Source organism: Achromobacter sp., from assembly GCF_057314935.1.
The window spans coordinates 1-26,421 of the sequence record NZ_DBHKZA010000048.1 but is presented as its reverse complement, the minus strand read 5'-3'; the positions used below and the strand labels follow the sequence as shown (position 1 = coordinate 26,421).

Annotated in this window: 25 protein-coding genes and 1 tRNA gene; 17 read left to right on the top strand and 9 right to left on the bottom strand. The window is 65.1% G+C overall.

Annotated features, from left to right (window positions below):
- Nucleotides 1–197: 197 nt before the first annotated feature.
- The 5 genes from lysM to trmB all read right to left on the bottom strand — a co-directional run bounded on the left by lysM (nucleotide 198) and on the right by trmB (nucleotide 3,319).
- Entirely contained in the window at nucleotides 198–644 is a 447-nt protein-coding gene (gene lysM / locus ACO6D5_RS18280) for a peptidoglycan-binding protein LysM (protein ID WP_006222391.1), read from the bottom strand.
- Nucleotides 645–689: 45 nt separating this feature from the next.
- Complete coding sequence (locus ACO6D5_RS18275; protein WP_175174830.1) at nucleotides 690–1,010, bottom strand: hypothetical protein; 321 nt, start codon at nucleotides 1,008–1,010, stop codon at nucleotides 690–692.
- Between the two features lie 331 nt (nucleotides 1,011–1,341).
- On the bottom strand, nucleotides 1,342–1,542 hold the full coding sequence (thiS, locus tag ACO6D5_RS18270; RefSeq protein ID WP_315525877.1) for a sulfur carrier protein ThiS: 201 nt from the start codon (nucleotides 1,540–1,542) through the stop codon (nucleotides 1,342–1,344).
- An 11-nt stretch (nucleotides 1,543–1,553) separates the two neighbouring features.
- Nucleotides 1,554–2,495, bottom strand: coding sequence for a prolyl aminopeptidase (pip, locus tag ACO6D5_RS18265; protein WP_485826133.1), 942 nt, complete (start codon nucleotides 2,493–2,495; stop codon nucleotides 1,554–1,556).
- Nucleotides 2,495–3,319 carry a tRNA (guanosine(46)-N7)-methyltransferase TrmB gene (gene trmB / locus ACO6D5_RS18260; protein ID WP_485826132.1) on the bottom strand — a complete coding sequence of 275 codons (825 nt, stop codon included), beginning with the start codon at nucleotides 3,317–3,319 and terminating at the stop codon, nucleotides 2,495–2,497. Before trmB ends, pip begins: the two co-directional genes overlap by 1 nt.
- Nucleotides 3,320–3,504: 185 nt before the next feature.
- Here trmB and ACO6D5_RS18255 point away from each other — a divergent pair.
- Nucleotides 3,505–3,578: transfer RNA gene (locus tag ACO6D5_RS18255), tRNA-Gly, on the top strand.
- A gap of 95 nt (nucleotides 3,579–3,673) precedes the next feature.
- Here the strand turns inward: ACO6D5_RS18255 and ACO6D5_RS18250 are convergent.
- The gene (locus ACO6D5_RS18250) at nucleotides 3,674–4,483 is read right to left on the bottom strand and encodes a GntR family transcriptional regulator (protein ID WP_485826131.1); all 810 of its coding nucleotides are present in this window, start codon (nucleotides 4,481–4,483) and stop codon (nucleotides 3,674–3,676) included.
- Nucleotides 4,484–4,702: 219 nt separating this feature from the next.
- Here ACO6D5_RS18250 and ACO6D5_RS18245 point away from each other — a divergent pair, with 219 nt between their 5' ends.
- From ACO6D5_RS18245 to panB, 10 genes are all read left to right on the top strand, one after another.
- Nucleotides 4,703–5,809, top strand: coding sequence for a phosphotransferase (locus ACO6D5_RS18245; protein WP_485826130.1), 1,107 nt, complete (start codon nucleotides 4,703–4,705; stop codon nucleotides 5,807–5,809).
- 56 nt (nucleotides 5,810–5,865) lie between these two features.
- The gene (locus ACO6D5_RS18240; protein ID WP_485826129.1) at nucleotides 5,866–7,146 is read left to right on the top strand and encodes an aspartate aminotransferase family protein; all 1,281 of its coding nucleotides are present in this window, start codon (nucleotides 5,866–5,868) and stop codon (nucleotides 7,144–7,146) included.
- Between the two features lie 83 nt (nucleotides 7,147–7,229).
- Nucleotides 7,230–8,822, top strand: coding sequence for an ABC transporter substrate-binding protein (locus tag ACO6D5_RS18235; protein WP_485826128.1), 1,593 nt, complete (start codon nucleotides 7,230–7,232; stop codon nucleotides 8,820–8,822).
- Nucleotides 8,823–8,838: 16 nt separating this feature from the next.
- Nucleotides 8,839–9,816, top strand: coding sequence for an ABC transporter permease (locus tag ACO6D5_RS18230; RefSeq protein ID WP_485826147.1), 978 nt, complete (start codon nucleotides 8,839–8,841; stop codon nucleotides 9,814–9,816).
- The gene (locus ACO6D5_RS18225) at nucleotides 9,813–10,649 is read left to right on the top strand and encodes an ABC transporter permease subunit (RefSeq protein WP_315526033.1); all 837 of its coding nucleotides are present in this window, start codon (nucleotides 9,813–9,815) and stop codon (nucleotides 10,647–10,649) included. Before ACO6D5_RS18230 ends, ACO6D5_RS18225 begins: the two co-directional genes overlap by 4 nt.
- Nucleotides 10,650–10,652: 3 nt before the next feature.
- Nucleotides 10,653–12,251, top strand: coding sequence for an ABC transporter ATP-binding protein (locus tag ACO6D5_RS18220; protein ID WP_485826127.1), 1,599 nt, complete (start codon nucleotides 10,653–10,655; stop codon nucleotides 12,249–12,251).
- Between the two features lie 29 nt (nucleotides 12,252–12,280).
- A complete protein-coding gene (locus ACO6D5_RS18215; RefSeq protein ID WP_485826126.1) occupies nucleotides 12,281–13,324 on the top strand; it encodes a histone deacetylase family protein in 1,044 nt (347 codons plus the stop codon).
- Between the two features lie 2 nt (nucleotides 13,325–13,326).
- On the top strand, nucleotides 13,327–14,049 hold the full coding sequence (locus ACO6D5_RS18210; RefSeq protein ID WP_485826125.1) for an SDR family NAD(P)-dependent oxidoreductase: 723 nt from the start codon (nucleotides 13,327–13,329) through the stop codon (nucleotides 14,047–14,049).
- 72 nt (nucleotides 14,050–14,121) lie between these two features.
- Nucleotides 14,122–15,177, top strand: a complete 1,056-nt coding sequence (locus tag ACO6D5_RS18205) for an RNA methyltransferase (protein ID WP_485826146.1) — start codon at nucleotides 14,122–14,124, stop codon at nucleotides 15,175–15,177.
- A 146-nt stretch (nucleotides 15,178–15,323) separates the two neighbouring features.
- On the top strand, nucleotides 15,324–16,199 hold the full coding sequence (gene panB / locus ACO6D5_RS18200) for a 3-methyl-2-oxobutanoate hydroxymethyltransferase (protein WP_315526045.1): 876 nt from the start codon (nucleotides 15,324–15,326) through the stop codon (nucleotides 16,197–16,199).
- A 42-nt stretch (nucleotides 16,200–16,241) separates the two neighbouring features.
- Here the strand turns inward: panB and ACO6D5_RS18195 are convergent, their stop codons facing one another.
- Entirely contained in the window at nucleotides 16,242–16,916 is a 675-nt protein-coding gene (locus ACO6D5_RS18195; RefSeq protein WP_315526048.1) for a cyclic nucleotide-binding domain-containing protein, read from the bottom strand.
- A gap of 226 nt (nucleotides 16,917–17,142) precedes the next feature.
- Here ACO6D5_RS18195 and ACO6D5_RS18190 point away from each other — a divergent pair, with 226 nt between their 5' ends.
- The 4 genes from ACO6D5_RS18190 to pdxR all read left to right on the top strand — a co-directional run bounded on the left by ACO6D5_RS18190 (nucleotide 17,143) and on the right by pdxR (nucleotide 21,657).
- Nucleotides 17,143–18,357: an ABC transporter substrate-binding protein gene (locus tag ACO6D5_RS18190; RefSeq protein ID WP_485826145.1), complete on the top strand. Its 1,215-nt coding sequence runs from the start codon at nucleotides 17,143–17,145 to the stop codon at nucleotides 18,355–18,357.
- Between the two features lie 10 nt (nucleotides 18,358–18,367).
- Nucleotides 18,368–19,282 (top strand): beta-keto acid cleavage family enzyme, encoded by a 915-nt coding sequence (locus tag ACO6D5_RS18185; RefSeq protein ID WP_485826124.1) that lies wholly within the window; start codon nucleotides 18,368–18,370, stop codon nucleotides 19,280–19,282.
- 31 nt (nucleotides 19,283–19,313) lie between these two features.
- Nucleotides 19,314–20,090 carry an SDR family oxidoreductase gene (locus tag ACO6D5_RS18180; RefSeq protein ID WP_088590784.1) on the top strand — a complete coding sequence of 259 codons (777 nt, stop codon included), beginning with the start codon at nucleotides 19,314–19,316 and terminating at the stop codon, nucleotides 20,088–20,090.
- Nucleotides 20,091–20,157: 67 nt separating this feature from the next.
- Nucleotides 20,158–21,657 (top strand): MocR-like pyridoxine biosynthesis transcription factor PdxR, encoded by a 1,500-nt coding sequence (gene pdxR / locus ACO6D5_RS18175; protein WP_088590783.1) that lies wholly within the window; start codon nucleotides 20,158–20,160, stop codon nucleotides 21,655–21,657.
- Between the two features lie 9 nt (nucleotides 21,658–21,666).
- Here pdxR and ACO6D5_RS18170 read toward each other — a convergent pair whose 3' ends face one another.
- Both ACO6D5_RS18170 and ACO6D5_RS18165 read right to left on the bottom strand, forming a co-directional pair.
- On the bottom strand, nucleotides 21,667–22,884 hold the full coding sequence (locus tag ACO6D5_RS18170; RefSeq protein WP_427958156.1) for a benzoate/H(+) symporter BenE family transporter: 1,218 nt from the start codon (nucleotides 22,882–22,884) through the stop codon (nucleotides 21,667–21,669).
- Nucleotides 22,885–23,007: 123 nt separating this feature from the next.
- Nucleotides 23,008–23,715, bottom strand: coding sequence for a response regulator transcription factor (locus ACO6D5_RS18165; RefSeq protein WP_088590781.1), 708 nt, complete (start codon nucleotides 23,713–23,715; stop codon nucleotides 23,008–23,010).
- 69 nt (nucleotides 23,716–23,784) lie between these two features.
- On the opposite strand from ACO6D5_RS18165, the gene ACO6D5_RS18160 reads away from it, so the two are divergent.
- Nucleotides 23,785–25,836: a sensor histidine kinase gene (locus tag ACO6D5_RS18160; protein WP_427958154.1), complete on the top strand. Its 2,052-nt coding sequence runs from the start codon at nucleotides 23,785–23,787 to the stop codon at nucleotides 25,834–25,836.
- Nucleotides 25,837–26,099: 263 nt separating this feature from the next.
- A partial coding sequence (locus tag ACO6D5_RS18155) for an ESPR-type extended signal peptide-containing protein (RefSeq protein ID WP_485826123.1) occupies nucleotides 26,100–26,421 on the top strand: 322 nt, incomplete at its 3' end.

Sequence of the window (26,421 nt, the reverse complement as noted above, 5' to 3'; positions counted from 1 at the left end):
AGATGAAGAAGGGCGGCATGGCCAAGATGATGCGCGCCATGGGCGGCATGAAGGGCCTTGGGCGTTTCGGAATGAAGTAAAAAAATGGCCAGACGTTGCGTCTGGCCAAGCAATCGCGGCAGGCAGGGGGCGCCTCGCCGCGCCACAAGCCGGAAAACGCATGGGTGTTCTCCGGGTTGTTGGATTCTCGTTGCGGCTTACGCCAAGGGCGGGATGCGCAGCACTTGGCCCGGGTAGATCTTGTCGGGGCTGGTCAGCATGGGCTTGTTGGCTTCGAAGATCAGCGAGTTCTTGGCGCCCTGGCCCTTGCCGTATTGCGCCTCGGCGATCTTCCACAGGTTGTCGCCCTTTTGCACCGTGTACATCTTGGCCTCAGGCGTGGCCTGCTTCACTTTCAACTGATTGTCCACCGCGGCCACGCCGACGGTGTTGCCCAGCGCCAGGGATATCTTCTCGGCCGCTTCGGTGCTGAGGGCTTCGCCCGCCACCGTGACCTTGTCGCCGTCCACCGTGATTTGCAGGCCGTCCGCGTTCAGGCCGTGCTTATCCAGCTCTTTCTTCAACTCGTCTGCCGTCGCGGCCTTGGCCTCGCTGGCGCCGAAGAGCTTTTCCCCAACGTCCTTGATGAAATTGAGCAGACCCATAGTGTTTCCTTTATCTATGTTGCGGTGAGAAAACGAGTAGTGCTTTCAGGGCGCGCGGCCCACAAGCATCTTGCGCACGATCCCGACGATCAAGGTGAGCACGGCGCCACCGACGCCGCCGCCCACCACGTCACCGGCAATCGCTGAAAGATCCAGTCCGGTATTGCCTGCCGTTGCCGCCGCTCCCGCGCCGGCGGTGATCATGGGCGCCAGCCACGAACCGCCCGCCAGGCCGCCGATGGCCCCTGCGATGGTGTTGCCGAGCGGGCCGAGATTGAACTGCTGGAGCATTTTCCCCAGTCCATTGCCACCGGCTGCGCCAGCGACAAGCTGGATGAGAAGATTGATGATGACCGCGGTGTTCATGATGCCTCCTTGCCCCGTGGGGCGATGTGCAACGCTAGAACAACAGCACGACAACGTAACGACGCCAGCAGCAACGATTATTACTCGCAGACTCGCCGCGAGACGAGGGGTTAACGTGTAACAGGTTGCTAGATCCTTGGCAGACTACGCAAGAATGCTCGTCAGTTTGCAGGCCGCGTAGCGCGGCAGGCGCAAACCCCATCGGGCGCATGGTGCCATGCGTCAGAACCTGATGGAAAATGCATAAGCAAAGGGCCGCTGATCCAGCGGCCCTTCGTCTTGATAATGCCTGTTTGCGGCGCAATAAATGCGGCGCAGACAAACCGGAGGATCAGCCTCCGCCCACCGCCACGACGATCTCGATCTGGTCGCCGTCGGTCAGCGTGGTCTGCTCGTGCTGGCTCTTGGGCACGATCTCGCCATTGCGCTCCACCGCCACGCGCTTGCCGGCGTAGCCCAGCGTCTGCAGCAGTTCGATGACGGTAGTGTTCAGCGGGAACTCCCGCGCGTCGCCATTCAGGGTGATGTGCATATCGGGTCTCCTCACTGTTTCGCGTAGGCGTCGGTGGCGGCGATCAGGCGCGCCAGGGTGCCGGGCTCGTCGAAGGCGTGGCCGGCGTCGGGCACCAGATGGAATTCGGCTTCCGGCCAGGCACGGTGCAGGTCCCAGGCGGTGCGCGCGGGCGTGCAGACGTCGTAGCGGCCCTGCACGATGGTGCCGGGGATGCCGCGCAGCTTGTGGGCGTCGCGGATCAACTGGCCTTCTTCCATGAAGCCGGCATTCACGAAATAGTGGTTCTCGATGCGGGCAAAGGCCAGCGCAGCACGGTCGGCCGCGTGGCTTTGCTGGTGGCGCGGACTGGGCAGCAGCGTGATCGTGCTGTCTTCCCACTTGCTCCATGCCTTGGCGGCGCGCAGCTGCTCGGCGGCATCGTCGCCGGTCAAGCGCTTGTGGTACGCCGCCACCAGGTCGCCGCGTTCGGCTTCGGGGATGGGCGCCAGATATTCTTCCCAGCGGTCCGGGAACAGCCACGACGCGCCTTCCTGATAGAACCACTGGATTTCCGCGCGGCGCAGGCCGAAGATGCCGCGCACCACCAGTTCGCTGACGTGAGACGGGTGCGTCTCGGCATAAGCCAGTGCCAAGGTCGATCCCCAAGACCCGCCGAACACCAGCCAGTTTTCCGCGCCCATGATCTCGGTGCGCAGGCGCTCGATGTCGGACACCAGGTGCCAGGTCGTGTTGTTGTCCAGGCTGGCGTGCGGCTTGGAACGGCCGCAACCGCGCTGATCGAACAGCAGCACGTTGTAGCGCTGCGGGTCGAACAGCTGGCGATGCACGGGCGAACAACCGCTGCCGGGGCCGCCATGCAGGAAGACGGCGGGCTTGCCGTTCGGGTTGCCCGACATTTCCCAATAGATCTGGTGGCCGTCGCCGGTATCCAGGATGCCGTGGCGGTAGGGTTCGATTGGCGGATAGAGCATCAGGCGACTCGCTTGAAGATCAGGTCCCAGACGCCGTGGCCCAGACGCAGGCCGCGGTTCTCGAATTTGGTCAGGGGGCGGTAATCGGGGCGGGGCGCATAGCCGTCCGCCGTGTTGGCCAGCAACGGTTCGCCGCTAAGCACTTCCAGCATTTGCACCGCGTAGTCTTCCCAGTCGGTGGCGCAATGGATGTAGCCGCCCGGCGCGATGCGGCTGGCCAGCAGCGACACGAATGCGGGCTGCAGCAGGCGGCGCTTGTGATGGCGCTTCTTGGGCCACGGGTCCGGGAAGTACACATGCACGCCGGCCAGCGAATCCGGAGCAATCATGTCGCGCACGACTTCCACGGCGTCGTGCTGGATGATGCGCAGGTTCGGGATGCTGGAATCTTCAATGCGGCGCAGCAGTGAGCCGACGCCGGCGTTGAACACTTCGACGCCCAGGAAGTTGTCGTCAGGACGGGCCAGCGCGATCTTCTCGGTGGTCTCGCCCATGCCGAAGCCGATCTCCAGCACCGTCGGCGCCTGCCGGCCGAATGCGGCGGCGGGGTCCAGGCGGCGGGGGGCGTACGGAATGGACCATTGGCCCATCAGGCGCTCCAGCGCGGCCAACTGGCCCTGGGTAATGTGGCCGCGGCGATGCACGAAGCTGCGGATGTGCGTGGCGCCCGGGCTGTTCGGGGCGTGGGCGGTGCTGGCCAGCGCGGCCTGCGTTTCCGGGGAAACGGGGGCCTGCGTAGCGTCGGGCGCGGCGGAGTCGGCGGTCGTGTCGGGGGTGTTCACGGGGGGCGTCGCGGGCTTGTCCGCGGGGTTGTTCGTATTCATAGCCCCGAATTGTAGTGGCAGGTGCGGCGGGCCGGAGTCGGCCGGATGGACTAAATTGGGGACGCATTTAGGGCGGGGGCGCGGGCGTGGTCGCCGGCCAGCATGAAAATCCCCCTGGAATCGGAAAAAAGGCGCGCTATAATCGTCGGCTCTGCCCTGGCCCTGCGCCGCGGCACGACACCCGAGCGGGTGTAGTTCAATGGTAGAACGGCAGCTTCCCAAGCTTCATACGAGGGTTCGATTCCCTTCACCCGCTCCACTTCGACTGTTCACGGACCGCCACCGCACGCCGGTGATCGACGTGAGCTATTCCCAGAATGTGCGACCTGCCCGACCGGCCGTGACTCACCGCCTTCATGTGGACGACGCGCGTGCCTGTTTTGCAGCCGGTGCTGCCGCCTGTGCGGTGCCGGCATTGTCGGCGGTCTTCGCCGAGCGCTTCTTCAATTCCAGGATGACCTGGCCGCCGGACAGGATGTCCGTCTGGACGGCCACCCGGGCCGCCTGGCTGTCGCGGTTGCGCATCGCGGCCAGCAGGGAATAGTGGCCGTCGATCATGTCGCGCCCGCCTGCCGTATAGCACTGGGCGATCAAGGGCCCCATCTTCAGCCATAGCCGTTCCAGGATGCTCAGGAGCACTGGCATGTTGGCGATTCGACAGTACTCGAAATGGAAGTGCTGATTCAGGCTGATGGCGGCCAGGACGTCGCCGGCGGCCAGCGCCTGTTCGTTCTGCTCGATCAGCGCTTCCATGCGCGCGATGTCTTCGGCCGTGGCGACCTCGGCGGCCCGCGCGGCGGCCATGCCTTCGAGCTCGAGGCGGATGTCGCGGATTTCCAGGTATTCGGGCAGGGTGACTTCGGCTACCCGGATATCGCGCGCGCTGCGCATGGTCAGCGCGCCGTCTTGCACCAGGCGCAGCACGCCGTCGCGCACCGGGGTGATGCTGGTGCCCAGCTCTGCCGCCAGCTCCCGGATACGCAGCCGGTCTCCTGGCCGGAGCTGGCCTTCCATCAGGGCGCTGCAGATTCTGGTGTAGACCCGCTTGCCCATGCTTTCGTACTGCATGGCCGAAAAGCGGGCCTCGGTTTGCGGCAGCGGCAGCGACGGCGCGGGCGCCTCGGCGTTAGGGTCGGAATGCGGGCTTGCGCTCGGATGATGCATCAAGGTACGTGCCAAGAGTCTTAAGGTCGCCGCGGAAAACGGGTCCGGGCGGGCGGATGGCGGGCTTGCTGCCCATTCCCTACTTTATCAGCCTTATAGGCGAAGTCGACGTGCGGGGCGGGCTTGCGGGGATTTTGCGGCCTTCGGGATTTCACCGATATCGGGGTTTTTGTATCTTGATGCATGATGCATCAAATATCTAAATCGGGATGTCTTGTGATGCTGTCGAATGTCGCCGCCGGCTTGGAAGAACCGGTGGACGCCCTGTTGGTCAATTCGCCACCGCCGATCCGGCTCAAGGATGCGCAACGCGTCGCCAGCGCCTGCTACCCCGGCTACGCGCACTGCGCCCCGTTGTCGGGCGAGCGCGACATGAATTTCCGGATCAGCCGGGCGGACGGCGAGTCGCTGACGCTGAAGTTCATCAACGGCGCGGAAAGCCTGGATGAAACGCGCATGCAGATCGCGGTGCTCAAGCACCTGGAAGCGCGCAGGCGCGGCATGGACCCGGTGCGGGCGCCGCATCACCAGCCAGCCGACGCGGCTGGGCTGACCGCTGAATATTCGGATGTCAGGCCAGGTTGCGACGATGGCTCGGCAGCCCAGGATTGGCTGGTTTTTCATGTGCGGGACGTTGCCGGCCCTGTGCGGGTGCGCGCTTATGGCTATCTGCCCGGCCGGGCAGGAACGGCCATGTCGGCCGGGCCGCAGTCGTGGCACGCCGTAGGCAGGGCGGCTGGGCAGCTGGATGCGCAGCTTGCCGACTTCGAACATCCGGCGGCGCATCGCCTGTTCCTGTGGGATGCCTGCCAGGTGGCGCGCGTGCGGCCGATGCTGGGAGCGGTCGAGTCTGCCGACGAACGGGCGCGCATCGCCGCCTATCTGGACGTGTTCGAGCAGGACGTCATGCCTGCGCTGGCGGCGTTGCCCTGCCAGATCATTCACAACGACCTGTCGCCCAGCAACATCCTGGTCGATGAGGCGGGCACGGACCTGGCGGGGATCCTCGACTTTGGCGACATGGTTCATGCGCCGCGGATCGCCGAGATCGCCATCGCCGCGTCTTACCAGATGACGGTTGCCGGCAATCCCCTGGACGTGCTGTCGGCCGTCGTGGCGGGTTACGAGTCCGTGTCTCCGTTGACGCCGCAAGAGCGGTGCCATGTGTTGGACCTGGTGCTGGCGCGGCTGGTGCAGCGCATGGCGATTCCGTCCTGGCGCGCGTTGCGATTTCCCGGCAACGGCGCCTACATCCTGCGCAGCCGGGCGGCGGCGACGGCGTTGTTCAACGAGCTGTACGACGAATGGAGCCGGGGCGCCCGTTGAGCGCGTCCTGCATGGAACTGCGCGACGCCGCGCACGAATCGAACGAAGGACATGCGATGACAGTAAACCGCAACGAGGCGCAGCAAGACTTGTTGGCGCGGCGCAAGGCGCTGGGGCCGGCCTACCGGTTGTTCTACGAAGAGCCGGTGGAGCTGGTGCGCGGCGAGGGCGTGTGGCTGTACGACGCCGCAGGGCGCCGCTATCTGGACGCCTACAACAACGTGCCCGTGGTCGGGCATGCCAATCCCGCCGTGGTGGAGGCGCTGTCGCGCCAGGCATCCGTGCTGAATACGCATACGCGGTATCTCCACGAGGGCGTGGTGCATTACGCGGAGCGGTTGCTGGCGCTGTTTCCGGATGCGCTGGACACCGCCATGTTCACCTGCACGGGCAGCGAGGCCAATGACCTGGCGCTGCGCATCGCTTTCGAGGCGACGGGGCGGCGGGGCGTGATCGTTACCGAGAATGCCTATCACGGCGTGACGATGGCGCTGGCCGATGTGTCACCGTCGCTGCGTCCCGTCGGGGCGCACGTCCGGACGATACCGGCGCCTTGCCTCCTGAAGGGGACGCCGCAAGAGGTCGCGGCGAAATTCGCCGCCTGCGTGGATGCGGCGGCCGACGAGCTGGAATCCGCCGGCACGCCTGTGGCCGCGCTGATGGTCGACACCGTGTTCGCCAGCGACGGCATGTACGCCGATCCCGGCGAAGCACTGACGCTGGCGGCCGCGCGCGTGCGCGCCCGCGGCGGCCTGTTCATCGCCGACGAAGTGCAGGGCGGCTTTGCGCGGATGGGCGCCAACTGGTGGGCCTTCCAGCGCGACAGTGTGACCCCGGACATGGTGTCCATGGGCAAGCCCATGGGCAACGGCCATCCGATAGGCGGCCTGGTCGTGCAGTCGCGCCTGGCGGAGGTCTTCGGCCGGCAGTGCCGCTATTTCAATACCTTCGGCGGCAACACCGTGTCGTCGGCCGTCGGCCTGGCCGTGCTGGACGAGCTGGCGCGCATGGATGCGCCGGCTCACGTCGAGCGCACCGGACAGGTCATGGCGCAAGCGCTGGACGATCTGGCGCAGCGCCACGATTGCCTGGGAGCGGTACGCGGGCAGGGCCTGTATTGGGGGGTCGACATCGTCGCGCCCGATGGGGATGCGACGCATGCCGCTCGCCTGACCCAACGGATCGTCAATGGATTGCGCCAGTCCGGCGTGCTGCTCGGCACCGCTGGCCGGCAGGCTTGCACGCTGAAGATCCGTCCGCCACTCGTGTTCCAGCCCGAGCATGCCGGCATCCTGGCGCAAGCCCTGGACGAGCAGTGCCGCGCGGCGTTGCGCTGAACCGCCAACAACAACAAGACAACAAGACGCTTCAAAAGAAGACCGGTCCCACCCCACCACGTCGAACAAGCAAGGGAATCATCATGCGCAACACTATGTTCTTCAGAAAAACGGCACTGCATGTCCTGCTGGCGGGCGCAGCGGCTCTTGGCGCAGGCGCGTCGGCCGTGGCGCAGACGCATGGCGGCACGCTCAACGTCATCCTGAATCCCGAGCCGCCCGTCCTGATGCTGGGCCTGAACCAGCAGACGCCCACCCAAATCGTCGGCGGCAAGATCTACGAGAGCCTGCTGACCTATGACTTCAAGCTCAATCCCCAGGCCAGCCTTGCCAAGTCGTGGACCGTATCGCCCGACGGGCTGACCTACACCTTCGAGCTGCAGGAAGGCGTGACCTGGCACGACGGCAAGCCGTTCGGCGCCGATGATGTGCTGTTCTCGCTCAAGGAATACCTGCCCGAGGTGCATGCGCGCGCCCGCAACAACCTCAGCCATGTGGCGAACATCGAAAAGACGGGGCCGCTCACCGTCGTCATCACGCTCAAGGAACCGTACTCGCCATTCATCAATGCCTTTGAGGTGTCATCCGCGCCCATCGTGCCGGCGCACATCTACAAGGGCACCGATTTCCGCAACAACCCCGCCAACCAGACGCCGATCGGCACCGGGCCGTTCAAGTTCAAGGAATGGCAGCGCGGCCGCTATGTGCTGCTGGAGCGCAACGACAAGTACTGGCGTCCCAACCTGCCGTATCTGGACAAGATCTACTTCCAGGTGATTCCGGACGCCAACTCGCGCCTGGTCGCCCTGGAAAGCGGCTCGGTGCAGGTGGCCAGCTTTGGCGACATCGATTTCGCCTTCCTGCCGCAGATCAAGGCCAACCCGCAGTTGGACATCACGACCCAGGGGTACGAGTTCACCGGCTCGCACGCCGCGATCGAGCTCAACCACCGGACCAAACCGATGGACGACGCGCGGTTCCGGCAGGCGATCCAGTACGCCATCGACCGCAAATTCATCGCCGAGCGCATTTTCTTCGGCGCCGCGCGCCCGGCCACGGGCCCGGTGTCGTCGGTGACGCGCTTCTACGACGATAAGCTGCCGCGCTACGACTATGACCCGAAGAAGGCCATCGCGCTGCTCGACGACATGGGCCTCAAGCCGGATGCCAGCGGCAAGCGCGCCAGCATCAAACTGCTGGGCCTGCCCTACGGCGATACCTGGAACAAGGTGTCCGAGTACGTCAAGAGTTCGCTGTCCAAAGTCGGGGTGGACGTGGTGCTGGAAAGCACCGACGCGGGCAGCTGGGCGCGCCGCTACTCGAACTGGGAGTTCGATTCCGTGGTCGAGTACCTGTACCAGTACTCCGATCCGGCGCTGGGCGTGGATCGTACCTACCGATCGGACAATATCCACAAGGGCGGTTACGGGACCAACACATCGGGCTATGTGAACAAGGACGTGGACGCCGCGCTGATCGCCGCCGCGAAGGAAGTCGACCCGGTCAAGCGCCAACAGCTGTACTCGCAAGCCTATGGTCAGATTGCCAAGGATGCGCCGACCGCCTGGCTGGTCGAACTGGCGTTCCCCACCATCACCAACAAGAAGGTCAAGAACGTGACGACGTCCGCCATCGGCGTGGCGGAAAGCTTCGCGACGACCTACATCGAGAAGTAAGAGGGGAAACCGCATGATGAGGTGGCTGCGGCCCTTACTTTCCGTGCTGGGCAAATCGGTCACGGTGCTGGTCGCAGTCGCGGTCATCAACTTTGCCCTGGTGCACATGGCGCCCGGCGACCCGGTCAGCGTGCTGGCCGGCGAAGCCGGATCGTCAGACGCGAAGTTCCTGGAACAGTTGCGCCAGGAGTTCAAGCTCGATCAACCCCTGGTGGTGCAGCTGGGAAGCTACCTGCAATCCATCGCCACGCTGGATCTGGGATACAGCTACCGGCAGCAACGCCCCGTCTGGGACATGATCGCCGACCGCTTGCCGGCCACGCTGGTGCTGGCGATCCCGGCTTTCCTCATTGCCCTGCTGGGCGGAATCCTGCTGGGGGCGCTGGCCAGCCGCTACCGGGGATCGTGGCTGGACTCCGTCATCACCGCGGCTTCGCTGGCGTTCTACGCAACACCCATCTTCTGGGTCGGATTGCTGCTGGTGCTGGGGTTTTCGGTCAGCCTGGGGTGGCTGCCGGCTTTCGGCTACGAGACCATGGGTTCGTCGCTGACGGGGTTGCCGCGAATGCTGGATATCGCCAAGCACGCCCTGTTGCCCATCGTCACCTTGGCGGGCTTCAACCTGGCGGTCTATACCCGTCTGGCGCGGGCCTCCATGAACGAGATCCAGGGCGCCGATTTCGTCAAGACGGCGTGGGCCAAGGGCCTGTCGTCGGGCCGGGTGGTGTGGGTGCACCAGCTGCGTAACGCCGTGCTGCCCGTCATCACGCTTGCCGGCATGCAGGCGGGCCAACTGATCGGCGGCTCGGTGCTCGTGGAAACCGTGTTCGCCTGGCCGGGCATCGGCCGGCTGGCCTTCGACGCCCTGCAGCAGCGCGACTATCCCGTCCTCCTGGGGGTGTTTTTCTGCACCTCGGTGGTGGTGGTGGCGTTCAACCTGCTTACTGACCTGATCTACCGCGTCGTCGATCCTCGCATGCAGAGTCAATCATGAAGTCATTGATCAAGCGATATTTCAGCAATGCCGGCGCGGTGGTGGGGCTCGTCTGCCTGACCGCCATCGTGCTGATGGCCCTGGGCGCCCAGTGGCTCTATCCGATCAACCCCTGGGATGCCACCGAAGCGCCGTTCCTGCATCCGTTCGAACAGGCCGGCGCCTGGTTGGGGGCCGACTCCATGGGCCGCAATATCGCAGCGGGCGTCGTGCACGGCGCGCAGGCCTCGCTGCTGGTGGGCGTGGTGGCGACCGTGGTCGCCGTGTTCATCGGCATGCTGGTGGGCGTGCCGGCCGGTTATCTGGGCGGGCGCTGGGACGAGCTGTTGATGCGCGTGACCGAGATCTTCCAGACCATCCCCAGCTTTCTGTTCGCCATTGTGCTGGTGGCCATCTTCCAGCCGTCTTTCGGTTCGGTGATCACCGCGGTGGCGCTGGTGAGCTGGCCGCCGATCGCCCGGCTGGTGCGCGCCGAATTCATGCGGGTCAAGTCCAGCGAATTCGTCGAGGCCGCCACGGTGCAGGGCTATTCGCGCACCCACATCGTGTTCGCCGAGATCCTGCCCAACTGCGTCTCGCCGCTGATCGTCATGGCTTCGCTGATGGTCGCCAACGCCATCCTGCTGGAAAGCGCGATCAGTTTTCTGGGCCTGGGCGATCCCAACCTGATGACCTGGGGATACATGGTGGGCGCCTCGCGCACCTTCCTGCGCCTGGCCTGGTGGATGTGCCTGTTCCCGGGCGTGGCGATCTTCGTCACGGTGCTGGCGGTCAACCTGATGGGAGAGGGGCTCAATGACGCGCTCAATCCCCGTCTCCATCGCAAGGGGTGAGCCGTGGCGTCGTTGCTTCAGATTGAAAACCTGTCGATCTCGCTGCCTGCGGGCGCCGACCGCGCGTTGGCGGTGGATGGCGTCAGCCTGGCCCTGAACCCGCGCGAAATCGTGTGCGTGGTGGGCGAGTCCGGCTCGGGCAAGTCCACGTTGGCGCATGCCGTGCTGGGCCTCTTGCCGCGCGGCCTGAGAATCGCCGGCGGGGATATCCGGCTGGGCGAGCTGCAACTGGCCGGCATGCCGCTGGGCGAGCTGCGCCGCGTGCGCGGCAAGCGCATTGCCATGGTGTTCCAGGAACCGCTCAGCGCGCTCAATCCGCTGATGCGCTGCGGCCACCAGATCGGCGAAATGTTGCGCACGCACGGCATGCGCAATGCCGCCCAGGTCAATGCGCGTGTTGCCGAGCTGCTGACTTCGGTCGGCTTGCCGGATCATGCCCGCATCGTCGACTCCTATCCCTATCAACTGTCGGGGGGACAACGCCAGCGCGTCATGATCGCCATGGCCCTGGCGCTGGAGCCTGACATCCTGATCGCGGACGAGCCGACCACGGCGCTGGATGTCACCACCCAGGCGCAGATCCTGGCCCTGATCAAGGACATCCAGCAACGCAAGGGATTGGCCGTGCTGTTCATCACGCACGATTTTGGCGTGGTGTCGGAAATCGCCGACCGCATCGTCGTGATGCGGGGCGGTCGCGTGATCGAGTCGGGCTCGGCGCAGCAGGTGCTGCGCGATCCCCAGGAAGCCTATACGCAGTCCTTGCTGGCCGCTGTTCCGTCGTTCCGGCCACCGCCGGCCGGCAAGGTTCAGCCCGACGCCTTGCTGACGGTGAAGAACCTGCGCAAGACGTACGTGCGCAAGGGCAAGTGGTTCGGTCCGGCCCAACAGTTTCCGGCGGTCAAGGGCGTGTCGTTCGACATTCGGCGCGGCGAGACGGTCGGGCTGGTGGGGGAGTCCGGTTCGGGCAAGTCGACCATCGGCCGCATGCTGGCGGGTCTGGTGTCCGTCGACGATGGCGAAGTGCGGTTGCGCGGGGCCGACATGCTGGCAGACGGCGCGTTCGCCGACCCGGCACGGCGCCGTTCGGTGCAGATGATCTTCCAGGACCCGTATGGGTCGCTCAACCCCCGCCATACCGTGGCGCGCATCCTGACCGGCGGCATGCGCCGGCACGGCATGTCGGCCAGCGCGGCGATGGACAGGGCGCGCGAATTGATGCAACTGGTCAAGCTGGATCCGTCCGCGCTGGATCGCTATCCGCATGAGTTTTCGGGCGGCCAGCGCCAGCGTCTGGGCTTTGCGCGCGCCATCGCGGTGACCCCGGAACTGATCGTGGCGGATGAGCCCGTGTCGGCGCTGGACGTCTCGGTGCAGGACCAGGTGCTGGCGATGCTGCGCCAACTGAAGCATGAGCTGCATCTTTCCATGCTCTTCATCACGCATGATCTGCGCGTGGCCTCCCAGTTGTGCGACCGCGTCATCGTGCTCAAGCATGGCGAAATCGTCGAGCAGGGCCTGACCGCCCAGGTCCTGGAAAACCCGCAGCACGAGTACACCCGCGAGCTGATCGCCGCGGTGCCCGGAAGAAGCTGGAAATAGACAACCCACACGCTTTATAGGATCGCGCAGTGAAAGCATTCATCTCCCCGACCCATGACGTGCCCTGGCCTGGCAACGCCATGATCCGTGGGCTGCTCAAACAGCACCACGATCGCGCCGAACGCAGCATCGAAATCCTTGCCGCCCTGAAGGACGACCTACGCCTGGATTGCCAGTTCGTGCAGCGCGCCGCCGAACGCCCCATCGAATTGTTCGAAGTCCACGCCCCGGACTATCTGCAGTACCTGGAGACCGCCTGGGACGAATGGTCCAAGGCGCCGGATGCGTCGTTCGAAGTGCGGCCCTACATCACGACGAATCGCTATTTCCCGACGTTGCGCACGCAGATCCCGGTGACGCTCGCCGGCCGCTACCTGGGAGATGGCGGCTCGCCATTGGTCCAGGACGCCTGGGTCAACATGAACGGCAGCGTCGACGCCGCCGTGGCGGCCGCCGACGCGATCATCGCGGGCGAGCGCAGCGCCTATGCGCTGTTGCGGCCCGCAGGCCATCACGCCATGCGCGACCTGGCGATGGGCGGCTGCCACATCGCGAACACGGCGATCGCCGCGCAGCGTCTGGCCAAGCGGTTTGGCCGCGTCGCCGTGCTGGATATCGACGTGCACCATGGCAACGGCACGCAGCAGATCTTCTACGACCGCGACGACGTGTTGACCGTGTCGCTGCACGGAAAGCCCGAAACGCTGTTTCCGTTCATCTGCGGCTACGCCGACGAGATTGGAAGTGGCGCGGGCGAGGGCTACAACTGCAATCTGCCCATGGAAGGCGGCACGGCGATCAGCGGCTACCTTGGGCACTTCGACCATGCCCTCGAACGGATCAAGGATTTCGCACCGGGCGTGCTGGTGGTGGCGGCAGGCTTCGACACGTTCCGGCACGATCCGTTTGGCAACCTGGACATCGACACGGCCGACTACGCGGTACTGGGCGACCGAATCGCCCAGCTTGGCCTGCCGACCCTGTTCGTTCAGGAAGGGGGCTACAAGGTCGATACGCTGCGCGCCAACGTCAATTCGCTGGTCGAAGGTTATCTGAACCGTCAGGGGGCCTGAGCATGATGACTGCTGAACGCGAGAAGGGCGAGGGCCGTGTGGTGCTGATCAGCGGCGCCAGCCGGGGCATCGGGCTGGCCCTGGCGCGTGAACTGCTGGGGCATGGCTGGCGGGTGTCGGCGGGAACGCGCCAGCCCGTGGCGGCGCTGGCGGAGTATGGGGCGGATCGTTGCCACGGGTCGTTCTTCGATGCGCGCGATCCGGCCAGTGAAGCGGCCTGGGTGGCGGCGGCGCACGGCCATTTCGGGCGAATCGACGCGATCGTGCACAACGCCGGCATCCTGAGCGGCAAGTCCGTGATCGAGGCGAGCGACGAGGACTTCGACGATATCTTCGCCGTCAACGTCAAGTCGCCCATGCGCCTGACCCGACTGGTGTGGCCCCATTTGCAGGCCGCGCCCGAGGGCCGCGTGTTGGTCATCGCCTCGCTGGCCGGCAAGCGCGTGCGGGCGGCGGAAGGCGGGCTGTATTCCATGAGCAAGGCCGCCGCATTGATGCTGGCCCACGGCATCCGCCATGCCGGTGAAGAGGATCGGATCCGTTGCACCGCGATCTGCCCGGGTTTCGTCGCCACGGATATGGCCGACGGCGTGGACGACGCCATCCGGGCGCAATTGACCCAACCGCAGGAAGTGGCCCGGATCGCCCGAATGGCGCTGGAGCTTCCCGCCACGGCCAGCGTGGCGGAAATTCCGATCAGCTGGCGGGTGGAAACGGCGTTCTGACCGCGGAAAATGGGGGGCGGCACCGGCCGGCATCCCGCTGACACGCGCCTGGCTGGGTACAATCCGCTCCCTATGCGCTATTCCGACTTCGATCATCGCCTTGCCGCGCTTGGCGCCCGGCCCGTCCATCGCGGCCGGGTCATGCGCGTCTGGCTGAACGGGCAGGCGCTTGACACCGGCACGCGGCGGCGGCGCGCAGAGGATTTCCTGCCGCTGGCGTTGCGCAACGCGCTGCCCGCCTTGACGGCGGAACTGAACGGCCTTGCCCGTCTGCGCTCCGAACATGCCGGCAACGACGGCTCGCGCCTGCTTGTCGACCTTGCCGATGGGCAGATGGTCGAAAGCGTGCTGCTGCCACGTGACGGCCTCTGTGTTTCCACGCAGGTGGGCTGTGCGGTGGGCTGTCGTTTCTGCATGACGGGCAAGAGTGGCTTGATCCGTCAGGTCTCCAGCATGGAAATCCTTGCCCAGGTCGTGCTGGCACGGCGTCTGCGCGCGGTGAAAAAAGTCGTGTTCATGGGCATGGGGGAACCGGCGCACAACCTGGAAAACGTGCTCGAAGCGATTGATCTGCTGGGCACCGAAGGCAATATCGGCCATAAGAACCTGGTGCTCTCCACGGTGGGCGACCTGCGCGTGTTCGAGGCCCTGCCGAAACAGCGGGTCAAACCCGCGCTGGCGCTGTCGCTGCACACGACCAAGAACGCGTTGCGTGAACACCTGCTGCCGCGGGCCGCCAGAATTGCACCGGCGGCGCTGATCGAGCTGGGCGAAGCATACGCTCGCGAAACCGGGTACCCGATCCAGTACCAGTGGACGTTGCTCAAGGGTGTCAACGACGGTGACGACGAGCTTGACGCCGTGCTGCAACTGCTGAAGGGCAAGTACTGCGTGCTCAATGTCATCCCTTTCAATAGTCTTGAAGGGGACGACTATCAACGTCCCGATCCCGAACGCATCCGCGAGATCGTCCACTACCTGCATAGCCGCGGTTTGTTGACCAAGGTGAGAAACAGCGCCGGGCAGGACGTGGACGCCGGCTGTGGCCAGTTGCGCGCCCGGGCTGTGGGCGCCGAACAGGTCGTCGTGCTGCGCCGCCAGCGCACGCCCAGGCTGGAAGCCGCCTAGGACTTCCTGGGCCTGGGGCGGCGCGGCATCCGCTGCTGAGCTATGCTCGCCCAAGCGTGTGAGGTGCGAGCGGGCCTGCTGGCCGCCGGCATCGGCCGCACACTATCCAAGACAATTCGATGTTACGGAAGGCCGGATCGCCCAAGATGAATACGCCTGAGAATTCCCCATCGTCCGTTGCCCCCTACGGTTTGCGGCCCGCTGAAGCGCAGAAGAAGATCACCGTCCAGACCTTCGCGGACATGCGAGCCCGGGGCGAGAAGATCGCCATGCTGACCGCCTACGACGCGACGTTTGCGGCGGTGGCGGATGCGGCCGGCGTCGACACGCTGCTGGTGGGTGATTCGCTGGGCATGGTGTGCCAGGGCGGCAATGGCACGGTCGGGGTGTCGCTTGAGGACATGGCCTATCACACTCGATGCGTGGCGGAAGGCGTCCGGCGTACCGGGGGACGCTCGCTGATCGTGGCGGATCTGCCCTTTGGCAGCTATCAGGTGTCCAAGGAGCAGGCGATCACCTCGGCCGTGGCGCTGATGAGCGCGGGCGCGCAGATGGTCAAGCTTGAGGGCGGAGGATGGGTCGCGGAAACGGCGCGGTTCCTGGTGGAACGCGGGGTCCCGGTTTGCGGCCATCTTGGGCTGACGCCCCAGACGGTGTCGTCGCTGGGCGGATTTCGCGTGCAGGGCCGTACGGATGAAGCCGCCGCGCGCTTGCGCGAAGATAGCGCGGCGCTTGAAGCCGCCGGCGCCACGATGCTGGTCCTGGAAATGGTGCCAGCGGCGCTTGCGGCCTCGATCACGGCGGATCTGACCGTTTGCGCCACGATCGGCATCGGCGCGGGCCGCGCCACCGCAGGTCAGGTGCTTGTCCTGCATGACATGCTGGGCATCAACCTGGGCCGGATGGCGAAATTCGTCCGCAACTTCATGGAAGGCGGTGACGGTGTCAAGGACGCGATGGAACGCTATGTGCGGGCGGTGAAGGACGGGTCGTTTCCGGACGACGCCAAGCACGCGTGGTGAGGGTTCCGCCGGGACAGTCAAGTGCCGCCATGTAGGCGGCATTCATGAATGCTCCCGATCCAGTTTGGCGTGGCGGTACAGCGCGTCCCGATCCAGGACCGTCAATCCGCCGTAGTGCGTTTGCAGGACGCCGGCCCGGGCCAGTGTCACCAACGCGGTATTGCAGCGCTGCCGGGAAACGCCGCACAGGCTGGCGATCTCTTCCTGCGATATCTTCAAGCGGCCATTGGTGCCGGAATGCGCTTCGGCGTCCAATTGCGCCGCGACGGCGCGCGCAACAGTGGTGTCGACATCCAGCAGCACATTGCCCGTGTAGGAGGCCATCAGCCAGTTGACACGCTGGGCCAGGTGCGTCATCAGCGCCTTGGTGAACTCGATATTGTTGTTCCACAGGCGTTCGCAAGTATCGCGCGGCAAGATCACGACCCGGCTTGGCCGTAGCGCCACCACTTCGTATTCGAAGCGTTCGCGTCGGATCATGGTGGCTTCGCCGAACCAACTGCCGGTGCTGAAGCCGGCCAGCGACAGGGATCGGCCGTCCGACCCCCGCGACGACCATTTCACCAGGCCTTCGACCACGCCATACCAGCCTGGCGACTTCGCGCCTTCGCGGAACAGGTATTCGCCCGTGCGCAGCGACACGATGCGCAGTTCGGCACGGACCATGCCGCGTTCCAGTGCTGGCAATCCGTTGTACCAGGGGACGACGTCCAGCATTTTGTCGACAGGGCATGGCGCCGGCCGTCGCTTGGCGCCTGGCGATTCGCTGCCGGTACCGGTGGGCGGTCCGCGCATAGTGCTCCCTATTCAGCAGTGATGGTTCCGCACAGGTAAACCCTAGGGCGCTTTGTCAACTTGATGACTGTCCGCCCGGCAGGTCCAGTCCCAGAATAGCCGAGGCCCCAAGAGCCAAAAACCATAAGAGGAGATGGGTATGTTGTCAATGCCACGCATGTTGTCCGGCACCGCGCTCGCTTGCGCGAGCGCCGCCTCATTGCTGAGCGCGAGCATCGCGCATGCGCAGATTTCCGACGATGTTATTCGAATCGGGTTCATCACCGACATGTCCGGCGTCTATTCGGGGCCGGACGGCCCCGGCGGGGCAGAGGCCATCAAGATGGCCATCGAGGAAATGGGCGGCGAGATCAACGGCAAGAAGATCGAACTGCTGACGGCGGACCACCAGAACAAGGCGGACATCGCGTCGGCCAAGGCGCGCGAGTGGTTCGACCAGCGGGGCCTGGACATGCTGATCGGCGGCACCAATTCCAGCACGGCGCTTGCCATGTCCAAGGTGGCGGCCGACAAGAAGAAGCCGATCATCGTGGTGGGCGCCGGCGCCCCGGCGCTGACCAACGAGCAATGCACGCCCTACACCCTGAACTACGCCTACGACACCGTCGCGCAAGCGCGCGGCACGGGCGCGGCGGTGGTGAAAGCGGGCGGCAAGACCTGGTACTTCCTGACGGCGGATTACGCTTTCGGCAACGCGTTGCAGGCTGATACGACGAAGGTGGTCGAGGCGGGCGGCGGCAAGGTGGTGGGATCGGTCAAGCATCCGCTGGCCTCCAGTGATTTCTCATCCTTCTTGCTGCAGGCGCAAAGCAGCAAGGCGGAGATCCTGGCCCTGGCCAATGCGGGCGCCGATGCGACCAACGCGATCAAGGCGGCCAATGAATTCGGCATCACCAAGACGATGCGGCTGGCCGGTTTGATCATGTTCATCAACGACATTCACGCCATGGGACTGGACGCAGCCCAAGGGCTGTACCTGACCGACAGCTGGTACTGGAACACGTCCGACGAGACGCGCGCCTGGAGCCAGAAGTTCTACGAGCGGCGCAAGGCCATGCCGTCGTCGCTGCAGGCGGCGGACTATTCGGCGGCGTTGCAGTACCTGCGTGCGGTCAAGGCCACCGGCACCGACGACGCGGACCGCGTGCTGGCGTACCTGCGCGAGAACAAGCTGAACGATCTGTACATCAAGGACGGCGTCGTTCGCCCGGATGGCCGCGTGGTGCACGACATGTACCTGTTGCAGGTCAAGACGCCCGCCGAGTCGAAGGCGCCCTGGGATTACTTCAACGTGACGCAGACCATCGACGGCAACGAGGCTTTCACGACCAAGGCGGAAAGCCGCTGCGCGCTGTGGAAGTAAGGAGAACCCCATGTCCAAACGCAAAGTCATCGTGACCATCGCCCCGACGGGGGGCATGGCGCTGAAAAGCCAGAATCCGCATCTGCCGACGCAACCCGCGGAGATCGCCGAAGACGTCTACCGCTGCTACAACGCCGGGGCCAGCGTGGTGGCCTTGCATGCGCGGCGGCCGGACGATCTGGCCACCTGCAACGCCGACATCTACCGCGACATGAACGAGCGCATCCGCGCGCGTTGCGACATCGTCCTGAACAACTCCACGGGTGGGGGCGTGCATGGCGACATGGTCAAGGAGACGTCGCCCGGTACGTGGGAGATCCTGTGGGAAGAGCGGCTCAAGGGCATGGACGCCGGCGCCGAGATGTGCACGCTGGACGCTACCACCTTGAACCTGGCCTTCGGTGACCGCGAATACCTGATGAACACGCCGCTGACCAAGGCGCGTGAGATGGCGGCCGCCATGCAGGCACGCGGCATCAAGCCGGAGTGGGAGGTGTTCAGCCCGACGCACATCCTGCAGGATGCGACGACGCTCATCAACGAGGGCCTGGACGAAGCCCCGCATTTCATCAACCTGGTGATGAACGTGCACCGCAATTTCCAGAACGCCATGCCGTTTTCGCCGCGGCATCTGCAGATGATGGTGGACCTGCTGCCCAAGAACAGTATTTTCTGCGTCAGCGGCATCGGACCCGCGCAGCTGGAAGCCAATATCAGCGCCTTGCTGCTGGGTGGGCATGCGCGCGTGGGCCTGGAAGACAATCTGTACTACCGGCACGGGGAATTGGCTACCAATGTCCAGTTGACCGAGCGCATCGTGCGCGTGATACGGGAAATGGACATGGAACCGGCCACGCCTGCCGAGGCGCGCGAAATGCTGGGCCTGCCTTTGCGTAGCGGCATCCGGCCGGCGTTCGCGCTGTGACCGGCCCCCAACCCTCCACCGACCAAGCAACATGATCGACTCATTGAAAGGCAAGCGCGTCCTCGTTACCGCAGGGGCGCACGGCATCGGCCTGGCCATTGCCCGCAAATTCCTGCAGTCGGGCGCCGACGTGCATATCTGCGATGTGAACGCGCAAGCGTGCGAGGCTGCGCGTGCCGCGCATCCGGCCTTGAGCGCCAGCGTCACGGACGTCTCTGACGAAGCCCAGGTGCTTGCCATGTTTGAAGACCTGTCCGGCCGATGGGGCAAGCTGGATGCGCTGATCAACAATGCGGGCGTGTCGGGCCCGACAAGCCGGCTGGAAGACACCGCGCTGGACGCGTGGCGGAATACGCTGGACGTGAATCTGACCGGAACCTTCCTTTGCTCTCGTAGCGCCGTGCCTTTGCTGCGGGCGGCGGGGGGCGGGTCCATCGTCAATATCTCGTCCGTGGCGGGCCGCCTGGGCTTTTCGTTGCGCACGCCTTACAGCGCCAGCAAATTCGGCCTGGCGGGCCTGACGCAGACCTGGGCCATGGAACTGGGCCCCGACGGCATCCGGGTGAACTCCGTGTTGCCCGGCGTGGTGGCTGGTGACCGCGTGGAACGCGTGATCGCGGCCCGTGCGACGGCGGGCGGGGTCAGCAACGATGACATGCGCAAGCAGCTGGTGGAGAAAGTCTCGCTGCGCCGCATGACGCAGCCGGAAGATGTAGCCAACCAAGTGGCGTTCCTGTGTTCGGACGAGGGCGCGATGATCAGCGGGCAAAGCATTTCCGTGTGCGGCAACGTGGAGCACCTGGGATAAGCCAGGGTCGGCCGCCGGATAGAATGGTCTGCTTCTATGGCAACCATTCCTCTGGCGAACAGACCGCATGACCCGGGCATTCGAACTTGAAACGCTGAAGATCCGCATGAACGATGCGGACCTTCAGCCGTTGGATCTGCATCAGCGCATTCAGCGGGCGCTGCGCGCCCTGATCCTGGACGGCGCGCTGGACCCGGGCGTGAAGTTGCCCGCGACGCGCGCCATGGCCACCTCGCTGGGGGTGGCGCGCGACACGGTCGAGAACGCCTACGTCCAATTGCACCGTGACGGCTACATCGTGCGGCGTGCGGGGTCGGGCAGCTACGTGTCCGACACCGTGGGCGCGGAGTTGCACGGGGCCGCAAGGCGCCGTATCAAGCTGGTCGACGACAAGCGCGAGGCGGCAGCGCCCGGCGCGGGCCTGAGCCGCCGGGGCAGGATGATATTCGACAGCGGTGGCGTGACGGATCAGCAGGCGGTCCGGGCCTTTGCCACGGGGCTGCCCGAGACCCGGACGTTTCCAACCGACATCTGGGAACGCTTGCAGCGCCAGGCGATGAAGGACCACCGCGGCCAGGTGTTGCTGCATGGCGACCCGCAAGGCGCCGCGCCGCTGCGCAAGGCGATCGCGTCCTATCTGAACCTGGAGCGGGGCGCCAACGTGTCGGCGGACCAGATCCTGGTGCTGAGCAGCACGCGGCAGGCCTTGTTCCTGTGCGCGCAATTGCTCGTGGATGCCGGCAAGCCGATCCTGTTGGAGAACCCGGGCTACTTCGGCGCGAAGAAGGCCTTCGAATCGGCCGAGGCCAGGATCGTGCCCATCGACGTGGACGAGCAAGGCATTCGCACGGACCTGCTGCGCGCGGACCGCAGCGGCGCCAACTGCGTCTACGTGACGCCCTCGCATCAATACCCCACGGGGGCGACGCTGTCACTGGCGCGCCGGCTGGAGCTGACACGCTGGGCGGCAGAGAACGGCAAGTGGATCATCGAAGACGATTACGACAGCGAGTTCCATTACGAAGGCTTGCCGACGGCCTGCGTGCAGGGTCTGGACAAGTATCAGCGCACGCTTTACATCGGCACCTTCAGCAAGACGCTCTATCCGGGCCTGCGGATGGGCTACATGGCGCTGCCCACCGAGCTGGTCAGCGCCTTTGCCTATGCACGCAGCATCCTGGACGGGCACACGCCGCAAATCTTGCAGCTGACCTTGGCTCGGTTCATGGAAGACGGGCACTACAACGCCCACATCCGCGCTATGCGCAAGCTGTACGCATCGCGTCGCGACGCCATGCTGCAAGCGCTGGACAAGCACATGGACGGCATTGCGGTGGCGTTGCGGCCGGAAGGCGGGTTGCAGATCCCTTGCCTGCTTGCCCGCGGCTGGTCCGAGGAAAAAACCATCCGGCAGGCGGCCGGCGCCGGCCTGTTGCTGCCGGGGCTAAGCCGCCTGTATGCCGGTGCAGACAAGCGGCAAGGCTGGATCCTGGGATATTCGTCGTTGACCGCGCACGAGATCGACACCGCCATGCGGCGCTTGTCTGCCGCGCTCAGGAAGCGGTAGGCGGCGAGGCTACGGTTTGGCCGGGTTGGCCGAATTTGGGATCAGCGCGCGGCTGCCGCCGTGCATCAGCAGGTGCGCCGTCAGGCCGGCGACAAGCCCCCAGAAGGCGCCGCCCACGCCCAGCAGCGTGACGTTGGCGGCCGTGGCCAGGAAGGTGATCAGCGCGGTTTCCCGGGTGCGGGCGTCGGCCATGGCGTTGGCCAGGCTGCCGCCGATGGCGCCCAACAGGGCCAGCCCGGCCAGCGTGGTGATGAAGGCTTTGGGCAATACCATGAACAACGTGGCCAGCGTCACGCCGAAGGTGCCCACCAGGATGTAGAACGCCCCGCAGGCCAGCCCCGCAACGTAGCGCTTGCGCGCATCCGGGTGCGCGTCCGGTCCCGTGCAGATGGCTGCGGTGATGGCCGCCACGTTGAACGCGTGCGCGCCGAAGGGTGCCATGACCAGCGAACCCAAGCCGGTCACCGTCAGGATGGGATTCGCGCTGGTTTTGAAGCCGTCGTTGCGAAGCACCAGCATTCCCGGCATGTATTGGCCCGTCAGGGTGATGATGAATAGAGGCAGTGCGACGCCCAGCAGTGCCTGCACTGAAAAGCGGGGCATTTCGAAGACGGGCGCGGCCAGGCGCAGATGGATGGCCGAGAAGTCGATCCGATGCTGTGCGATCAGCATCGCCACGCCGATTGCAAGGATGCCGACCACCGCAAAGCGTGAGGTATAGCGCTTGAGCAGCGCATACGAGATGACCAGCACGATGACCAGCAGCGGGTCGACGCTGGCGCCGCCGAATGCGTTGACGCCGAACTGCAGCAGGATGCCGGCCAGCAGGCCGGCCGCGATGCCGCCGGGGATCATGCGCACCAGTTTCTCAAACGCACCGGACCAGCCCAGCAGAATGAAGCCCAATGCCGAGATCACATAGGCGCCAATCACTTCGCCATAGGGCGTGAACGGCATCACGGTGGCCAGGAAGGCCACGCCCGGCGTCGACCAGGCCGTGATGATGGGTTCCTTGTAGCGAAAGCTGAGCAGGGCCCCGGTGACGCCGACGCCGATGGAAACGGCCCACACCCAGGACGCCGTCTGGGCGGGCGTCAGCCGGGCCAGTTCGGCCGCCTGGAATACCAGCACGAAGGTCCCGCCGTAGTTAACGAGGACCGAGATCAGGGCGGCGACGGTGGGCGAAAAGAAGTCGGCGGGTCGAAGGCGAGCCGGCGATGTCGTCATGAATCACTCCAGATTGCGAAAGGGGCCGCAGGGCGCGCAGCCGGAACAAGGCGCAAAGTGTAGGAGTGATGTGGACTGGTATCTCATGCCACATCGGAATGCTTCAACAGACCGCTTTTGGTGCTATGCCTGCACCTTCGCGGGCTCGTAGAAGCAATAGCCGCTGTTGCGCAGCGTCTTGACCGGCAGCGTCTGTCCGCTGACGTCTTCCACGCGACGCCGCAATCGGCGCATCTGCGTATCCAGGCGGCGCTGGTCGTAGTCCAGGTAGTCGAAGCCCAGTGCTTCGATGATCTGCCGGCGGCTGATGTTCTCGCCGGGTTGGCTCATCAGGCAGCGCAACACCAACAGGTCCTGCTGCGACAGCGGCACGGCCGGCGCGCCGGGAATGATCAACCGGCGAGGCCCCACTTCCAGGGTCCAGTTGGGCGCTGTCGGTTGGACTGCAGGCGGCGGGAGCCGCTGCAGCCCCAGGCGGCGCTCCAGGGCGGCCAGCACGGCGGCCAGTTCGTCCAGGTCGCAACCTTTGCCCAAGTAATGGTCGGCGCCTAGCCCCAGTCCGGAAATCCGGTCTGCGCTGGTCTGACGCGCGCTGAACACCACGATGCCCACTTGCTGGCCTTCCTGACGCAGGCGTTGGATCAGGTCCAGGCCGCAGCCGTCCGGCAAGCCGATGTCGATCACCGCCAGGCGATGGCGGTCGGCGTCAAAATGCCGGTCGAATTCTTGCAGGCTGGACACGCAGCTGGGCGCGTAGCCAAGCTCTTCCAGAAACTCGCCCAGCTCTTGGCGCAAGACGGGTTCGTCTTCCAGCAGGATGACCTCAGGCATGGGACACGCCCGCGTGGGAACCGCTGTAAGGGTGGTGTAATCTGCGTGGCTGCACGGGATTGCGACTCGATGAAACGGAAATATTACCCCACGGTGTGGGCGGGATTGATGCTGTTGGCGCTGACCTTGGTCGCCGCACTGGCGGGCGCCGGGCAGGCGCGCGCAGAGCCCCTGCATCTGAACGCGCAGGTGCGGCTGGCGGACGCCGCGGGCCATTTGGAACGCCTGGACGATCCGGCCGGTACGTTGACGGTAGACGAAGCGGCCGATGCATCGGGGTGGGCGGGCCTGCCGGCTGGCCTGAGCGCGGGTTTCACCCCGACCACCGTCTGGCTGCGTCTGCCGGTGCAGGTGGATGATCTGGCGCGCGGGGGCTGGATGCTGCGGCTGAGCAACGCGCTGCTGGACGATGTGCGCCTATATGTCCACCAGGATGGCGACTGGAGGCCGCTGGGGTACAGCGGCGAAGATGTGCGGCGGCGCGATTGGCCGGTGGACTATCGCACCCCGGTGATTCAGTTTGATCCTCCCGCGCCGGGGGCCTATGTGATCCTGGCGCGGCTGCAAAGCAAGAATGCCCTGGCGACGCGCCTGGAGGTCTGGCAGCGGTTGGCGTTCGATAACCAGTCGCGGCGCGAAGGGCTGCTGTTCGGCCTGTATTTCGGCTTTTATCTGCTGCTGATCTGCGTGCACGCCGTATTCTGGTGGGCGACGCGCGCACCCATGAGCGGCTTGTTCCTGGCCTACATCGGCAATTGTGTTTTCAATGAAGTGATGTCGCTGGGACTGGTGCAGCAGCTGACGGGCTTGCCGGTGGGCTGGAGCGACCGGATGCTGGGCGTGGGCATTGCGGTGAGCTTGCCGGTGGCGTTGCGGATTGCCTTTGCCCAGCTGAATCTGGGCGCGCTGTATCCGCGTGCGGTGCGCTGGCTGGAGCGGTTGTTCTGGGGTATTGCTGTGGTGTGCTCGGCCCTGGTCGTGTCGGGACACTACGGGTGGGGTATGCAACCGATCCAGTTGCTGGCCTTGGCGCTGATCGTGGGGTTTACGACGCTGGCCGCCTATCTGCTGAAAAAGGGCTGGCGTCCGGCGCGCTTTTTCGCCCTGGCTTTCGGGGTGTTCTATATCGGCGTGCTGATTGCCTTCTTGCGCAATCTGGGCGTGCTGCCAGTCAACGTGTTCACGGAATACGTCTCTACGCTGGGCACGATGCTGCACATGCTGCTGCTCAGCCTGATCATCGTGGGGCGCTACGAGCGCCAGCGCCGCGACATGGAGCGCCAGCAGGCCAATCTGGCGGCCGACATGGCGCGCCAGCACAGCCATCGGCTGGAGCAGGAGGTGGCGTTGCGCACGGCCGAAATGCAGGGCGAGATCCAGCGGCGGGTCGAACTTGAGGATGAACTGCGCGCATCGCTGGAACAGGAACGTCGCGTGTTCGCCGAGCAACGCGAATTCGTGGCGATGGTGTCCCATGAATTCCGTACGCCGCTTGCCATCATCACGACATCGGCGCAGCAACTGGGCCGCAATCTGGCCGCGCCCGTCGAGAAAAGCCTGGCGCGCTGCGGCAATATCCGCGATGCGGCCATGCGCCTGTTGGCGCTGGTCGACGAATACCTGACCCATGACCGTATGCGCGAACCTAGCGCCGAATTGCGCCTGACGCAATGCGACCTGCTGGCGCTGCTGGCGGATCTGGACCGCGAGTTTCCCGCAGGCCGCATCCAGTGCGTCTATGGCGCGGGCGAACACGTCTTGCTGTGCGACGCCGGCTTGCTGCGCATCGCGTTGCGCAACTTGCTGGCCAATGCCGACCGGCATTGCGCGCCGGGCAGGGCGGTTCGAGTGACGCTGCGCGAAGAGGGCGACTGCCTGCATATCGACGTGGCCAACTCCGGCGACCGCATTGCTTCCGCCGAGCAGGCGCGCCTGTTCCAGAAGTACTACCGGGGCCCGAACGCCTTGCGCCATCCAGGTGCCGGCTTAGGGCTATACCTGGTCAGGACAATCGCCGAGCGCTTGGGCGGTTCGGTGTTCCTGAAGAGCGCGGGTGGGGCTGAGCCGGTGTGTTTCTGCCTGAGCCTGCCGCGCCGGCTGAAGGGAGCGGGGGCAGGCTGATCGCGCCGGGGATGGCGCCGCCCGCGGTGTCGACACCCGACAATCTGTTGCAGAAAAGCATCTATATGTTTCTGGCCGGGCTAGCGCCTGGAGGGATAACTTCGCCCAATTGCACGCTACATCGCGCTTTTTTGAATCCCGTAAGCCGAATTCTCGAACATTTTCGACTTGCTTAGATTTGCTCAGATTTAAAAACGCAATCATCGGTATATTTCAGCAGCGAAATTTACAAATTGTGACGCTGTCCGATTCAGGAATATCCGATGAAAAAGCCTTCCCTTAACCACATCTTCCGCCTGGTCTGGAATGACGCCCTGGGCGTGTATGTGCCGGTTGCCGAACACGCTAGCGCGCGTCGCAAGCGCAGCAGTGGGTCTGCCGCGGCGTTGACCGCAGCGTTGTTGCTGTCCGGGCCGGCATTAGCCGCGGATCTGCCCACCGGGGGCAATGTCGTGGCGGGGGCGGGGTCGATCAGCCAGAACGGTTCGGCGATGACCATCAACCAGCAGACCGGCAAGATGGCCGTGGACTGGCAGAGCTTTTCCATCGGCAAGGGCAACAGCGTCACGTTCAACCAGCCGGGCC

Bases quoted from the DNA above. Each gene is read 5' to 3' on its own strand.
- lysM (WP_006222391.1), bottom strand. From the start codon at position 644: ATGGGTCTGCTCAATTTCATCAAGGACGTTGGGGAAAAGCTCTTCGGC.
- ACO6D5_RS18275 (WP_175174830.1), bottom strand. From the start codon at position 1,010: ATGAACACCGCGGTCATCATCAATCTTCTCATCCAGCTTGTCGCTGGC.
- thiS (WP_315525877.1), bottom strand. From the start codon at position 1,542: ATGCACATCACCCTGAATGGCGACGCGCGGGAGTTCCCGCTGAACACT.
- pip (WP_485826133.1), bottom strand. From the start codon at position 2,495: ATGCTCTATCCGCCAATCGAACCCTACCGCCACGGCATCCTGGATACC.
- trmB (WP_485826132.1), bottom strand. From the start codon at position 3,319: ATGAATACGAACAACCCCGCGGACAAGCCCGCGACGCCCCCCGTGAAC.
- ACO6D5_RS18250 (WP_485826131.1), bottom strand. From the start codon at position 4,483: ATGCATCATCCGAGCGCAAGCCCGCATTCCGACCCTAACGCCGAGGCG.
- ACO6D5_RS18245 (WP_485826130.1), top strand. From the start codon at position 4,703: ATGCTGTCGAATGTCGCCGCCGGCTTGGAAGAACCGGTGGACGCCCTG.
- ACO6D5_RS18240 (WP_485826129.1), top strand. From the start codon at position 5,866: ATGACAGTAAACCGCAACGAGGCGCAGCAAGACTTGTTGGCGCGGCGC.
- ACO6D5_RS18235 (WP_485826128.1), top strand. From the start codon at position 7,230: ATGCGCAACACTATGTTCTTCAGAAAAACGGCACTGCATGTCCTGCTG.
- ACO6D5_RS18230 (WP_485826147.1), top strand. From the start codon at position 8,839: ATGAGGTGGCTGCGGCCCTTACTTTCCGTGCTGGGCAAATCGGTCACG.
- ACO6D5_RS18225 (WP_315526033.1), top strand. From the start codon at position 9,813: ATGAAGTCATTGATCAAGCGATATTTCAGCAATGCCGGCGCGGTGGTG.
- ACO6D5_RS18210 (WP_485826125.1), top strand. From the start codon at position 13,327: ATGATGACTGCTGAACGCGAGAAGGGCGAGGGCCGTGTGGTGCTGATC.
- ACO6D5_RS18205 (WP_485826146.1), top strand. From the start codon at position 14,122: ATGCGCTATTCCGACTTCGATCATCGCCTTGCCGCGCTTGGCGCCCGG.
- panB (WP_315526045.1), top strand. From the start codon at position 15,324: ATGAATACGCCTGAGAATTCCCCATCGTCCGTTGCCCCCTACGGTTTG.
- ACO6D5_RS18195 (WP_315526048.1), bottom strand. From the start codon at position 16,916: ATGCTGGACGTCGTCCCCTGGTACAACGGATTGCCAGCACTGGAACGC.
- ACO6D5_RS18190 (WP_485826145.1), top strand. From the start codon at position 17,143: ATGCCACGCATGTTGTCCGGCACCGCGCTCGCTTGCGCGAGCGCCGCC.
- ACO6D5_RS18185 (WP_485826124.1), top strand. From the start codon at position 18,368: ATGTCCAAACGCAAAGTCATCGTGACCATCGCCCCGACGGGGGGCATG.
- ACO6D5_RS18180 (WP_088590784.1), top strand. From the start codon at position 19,314: ATGATCGACTCATTGAAAGGCAAGCGCGTCCTCGTTACCGCAGGGGCG.
- pdxR (WP_088590783.1), top strand. From the start codon at position 20,158: ATGACCCGGGCATTCGAACTTGAAACGCTGAAGATCCGCATGAACGAT.
- ACO6D5_RS18170 (WP_427958156.1), bottom strand. From the start codon at position 22,884: ATGACGACATCGCCGGCTCGCCTTCGACCCGCCGACTTCTTTTCGCCC.
- ACO6D5_RS18165 (WP_088590781.1), bottom strand. From the start codon at position 23,715: ATGCCTGAGGTCATCCTGCTGGAAGACGAACCCGTCTTGCGCCAAGAG.
- ACO6D5_RS18160 (WP_427958154.1), top strand. From the start codon at position 23,785: ATGAAACGGAAATATTACCCCACGGTGTGGGCGGGATTGATGCTGTTG.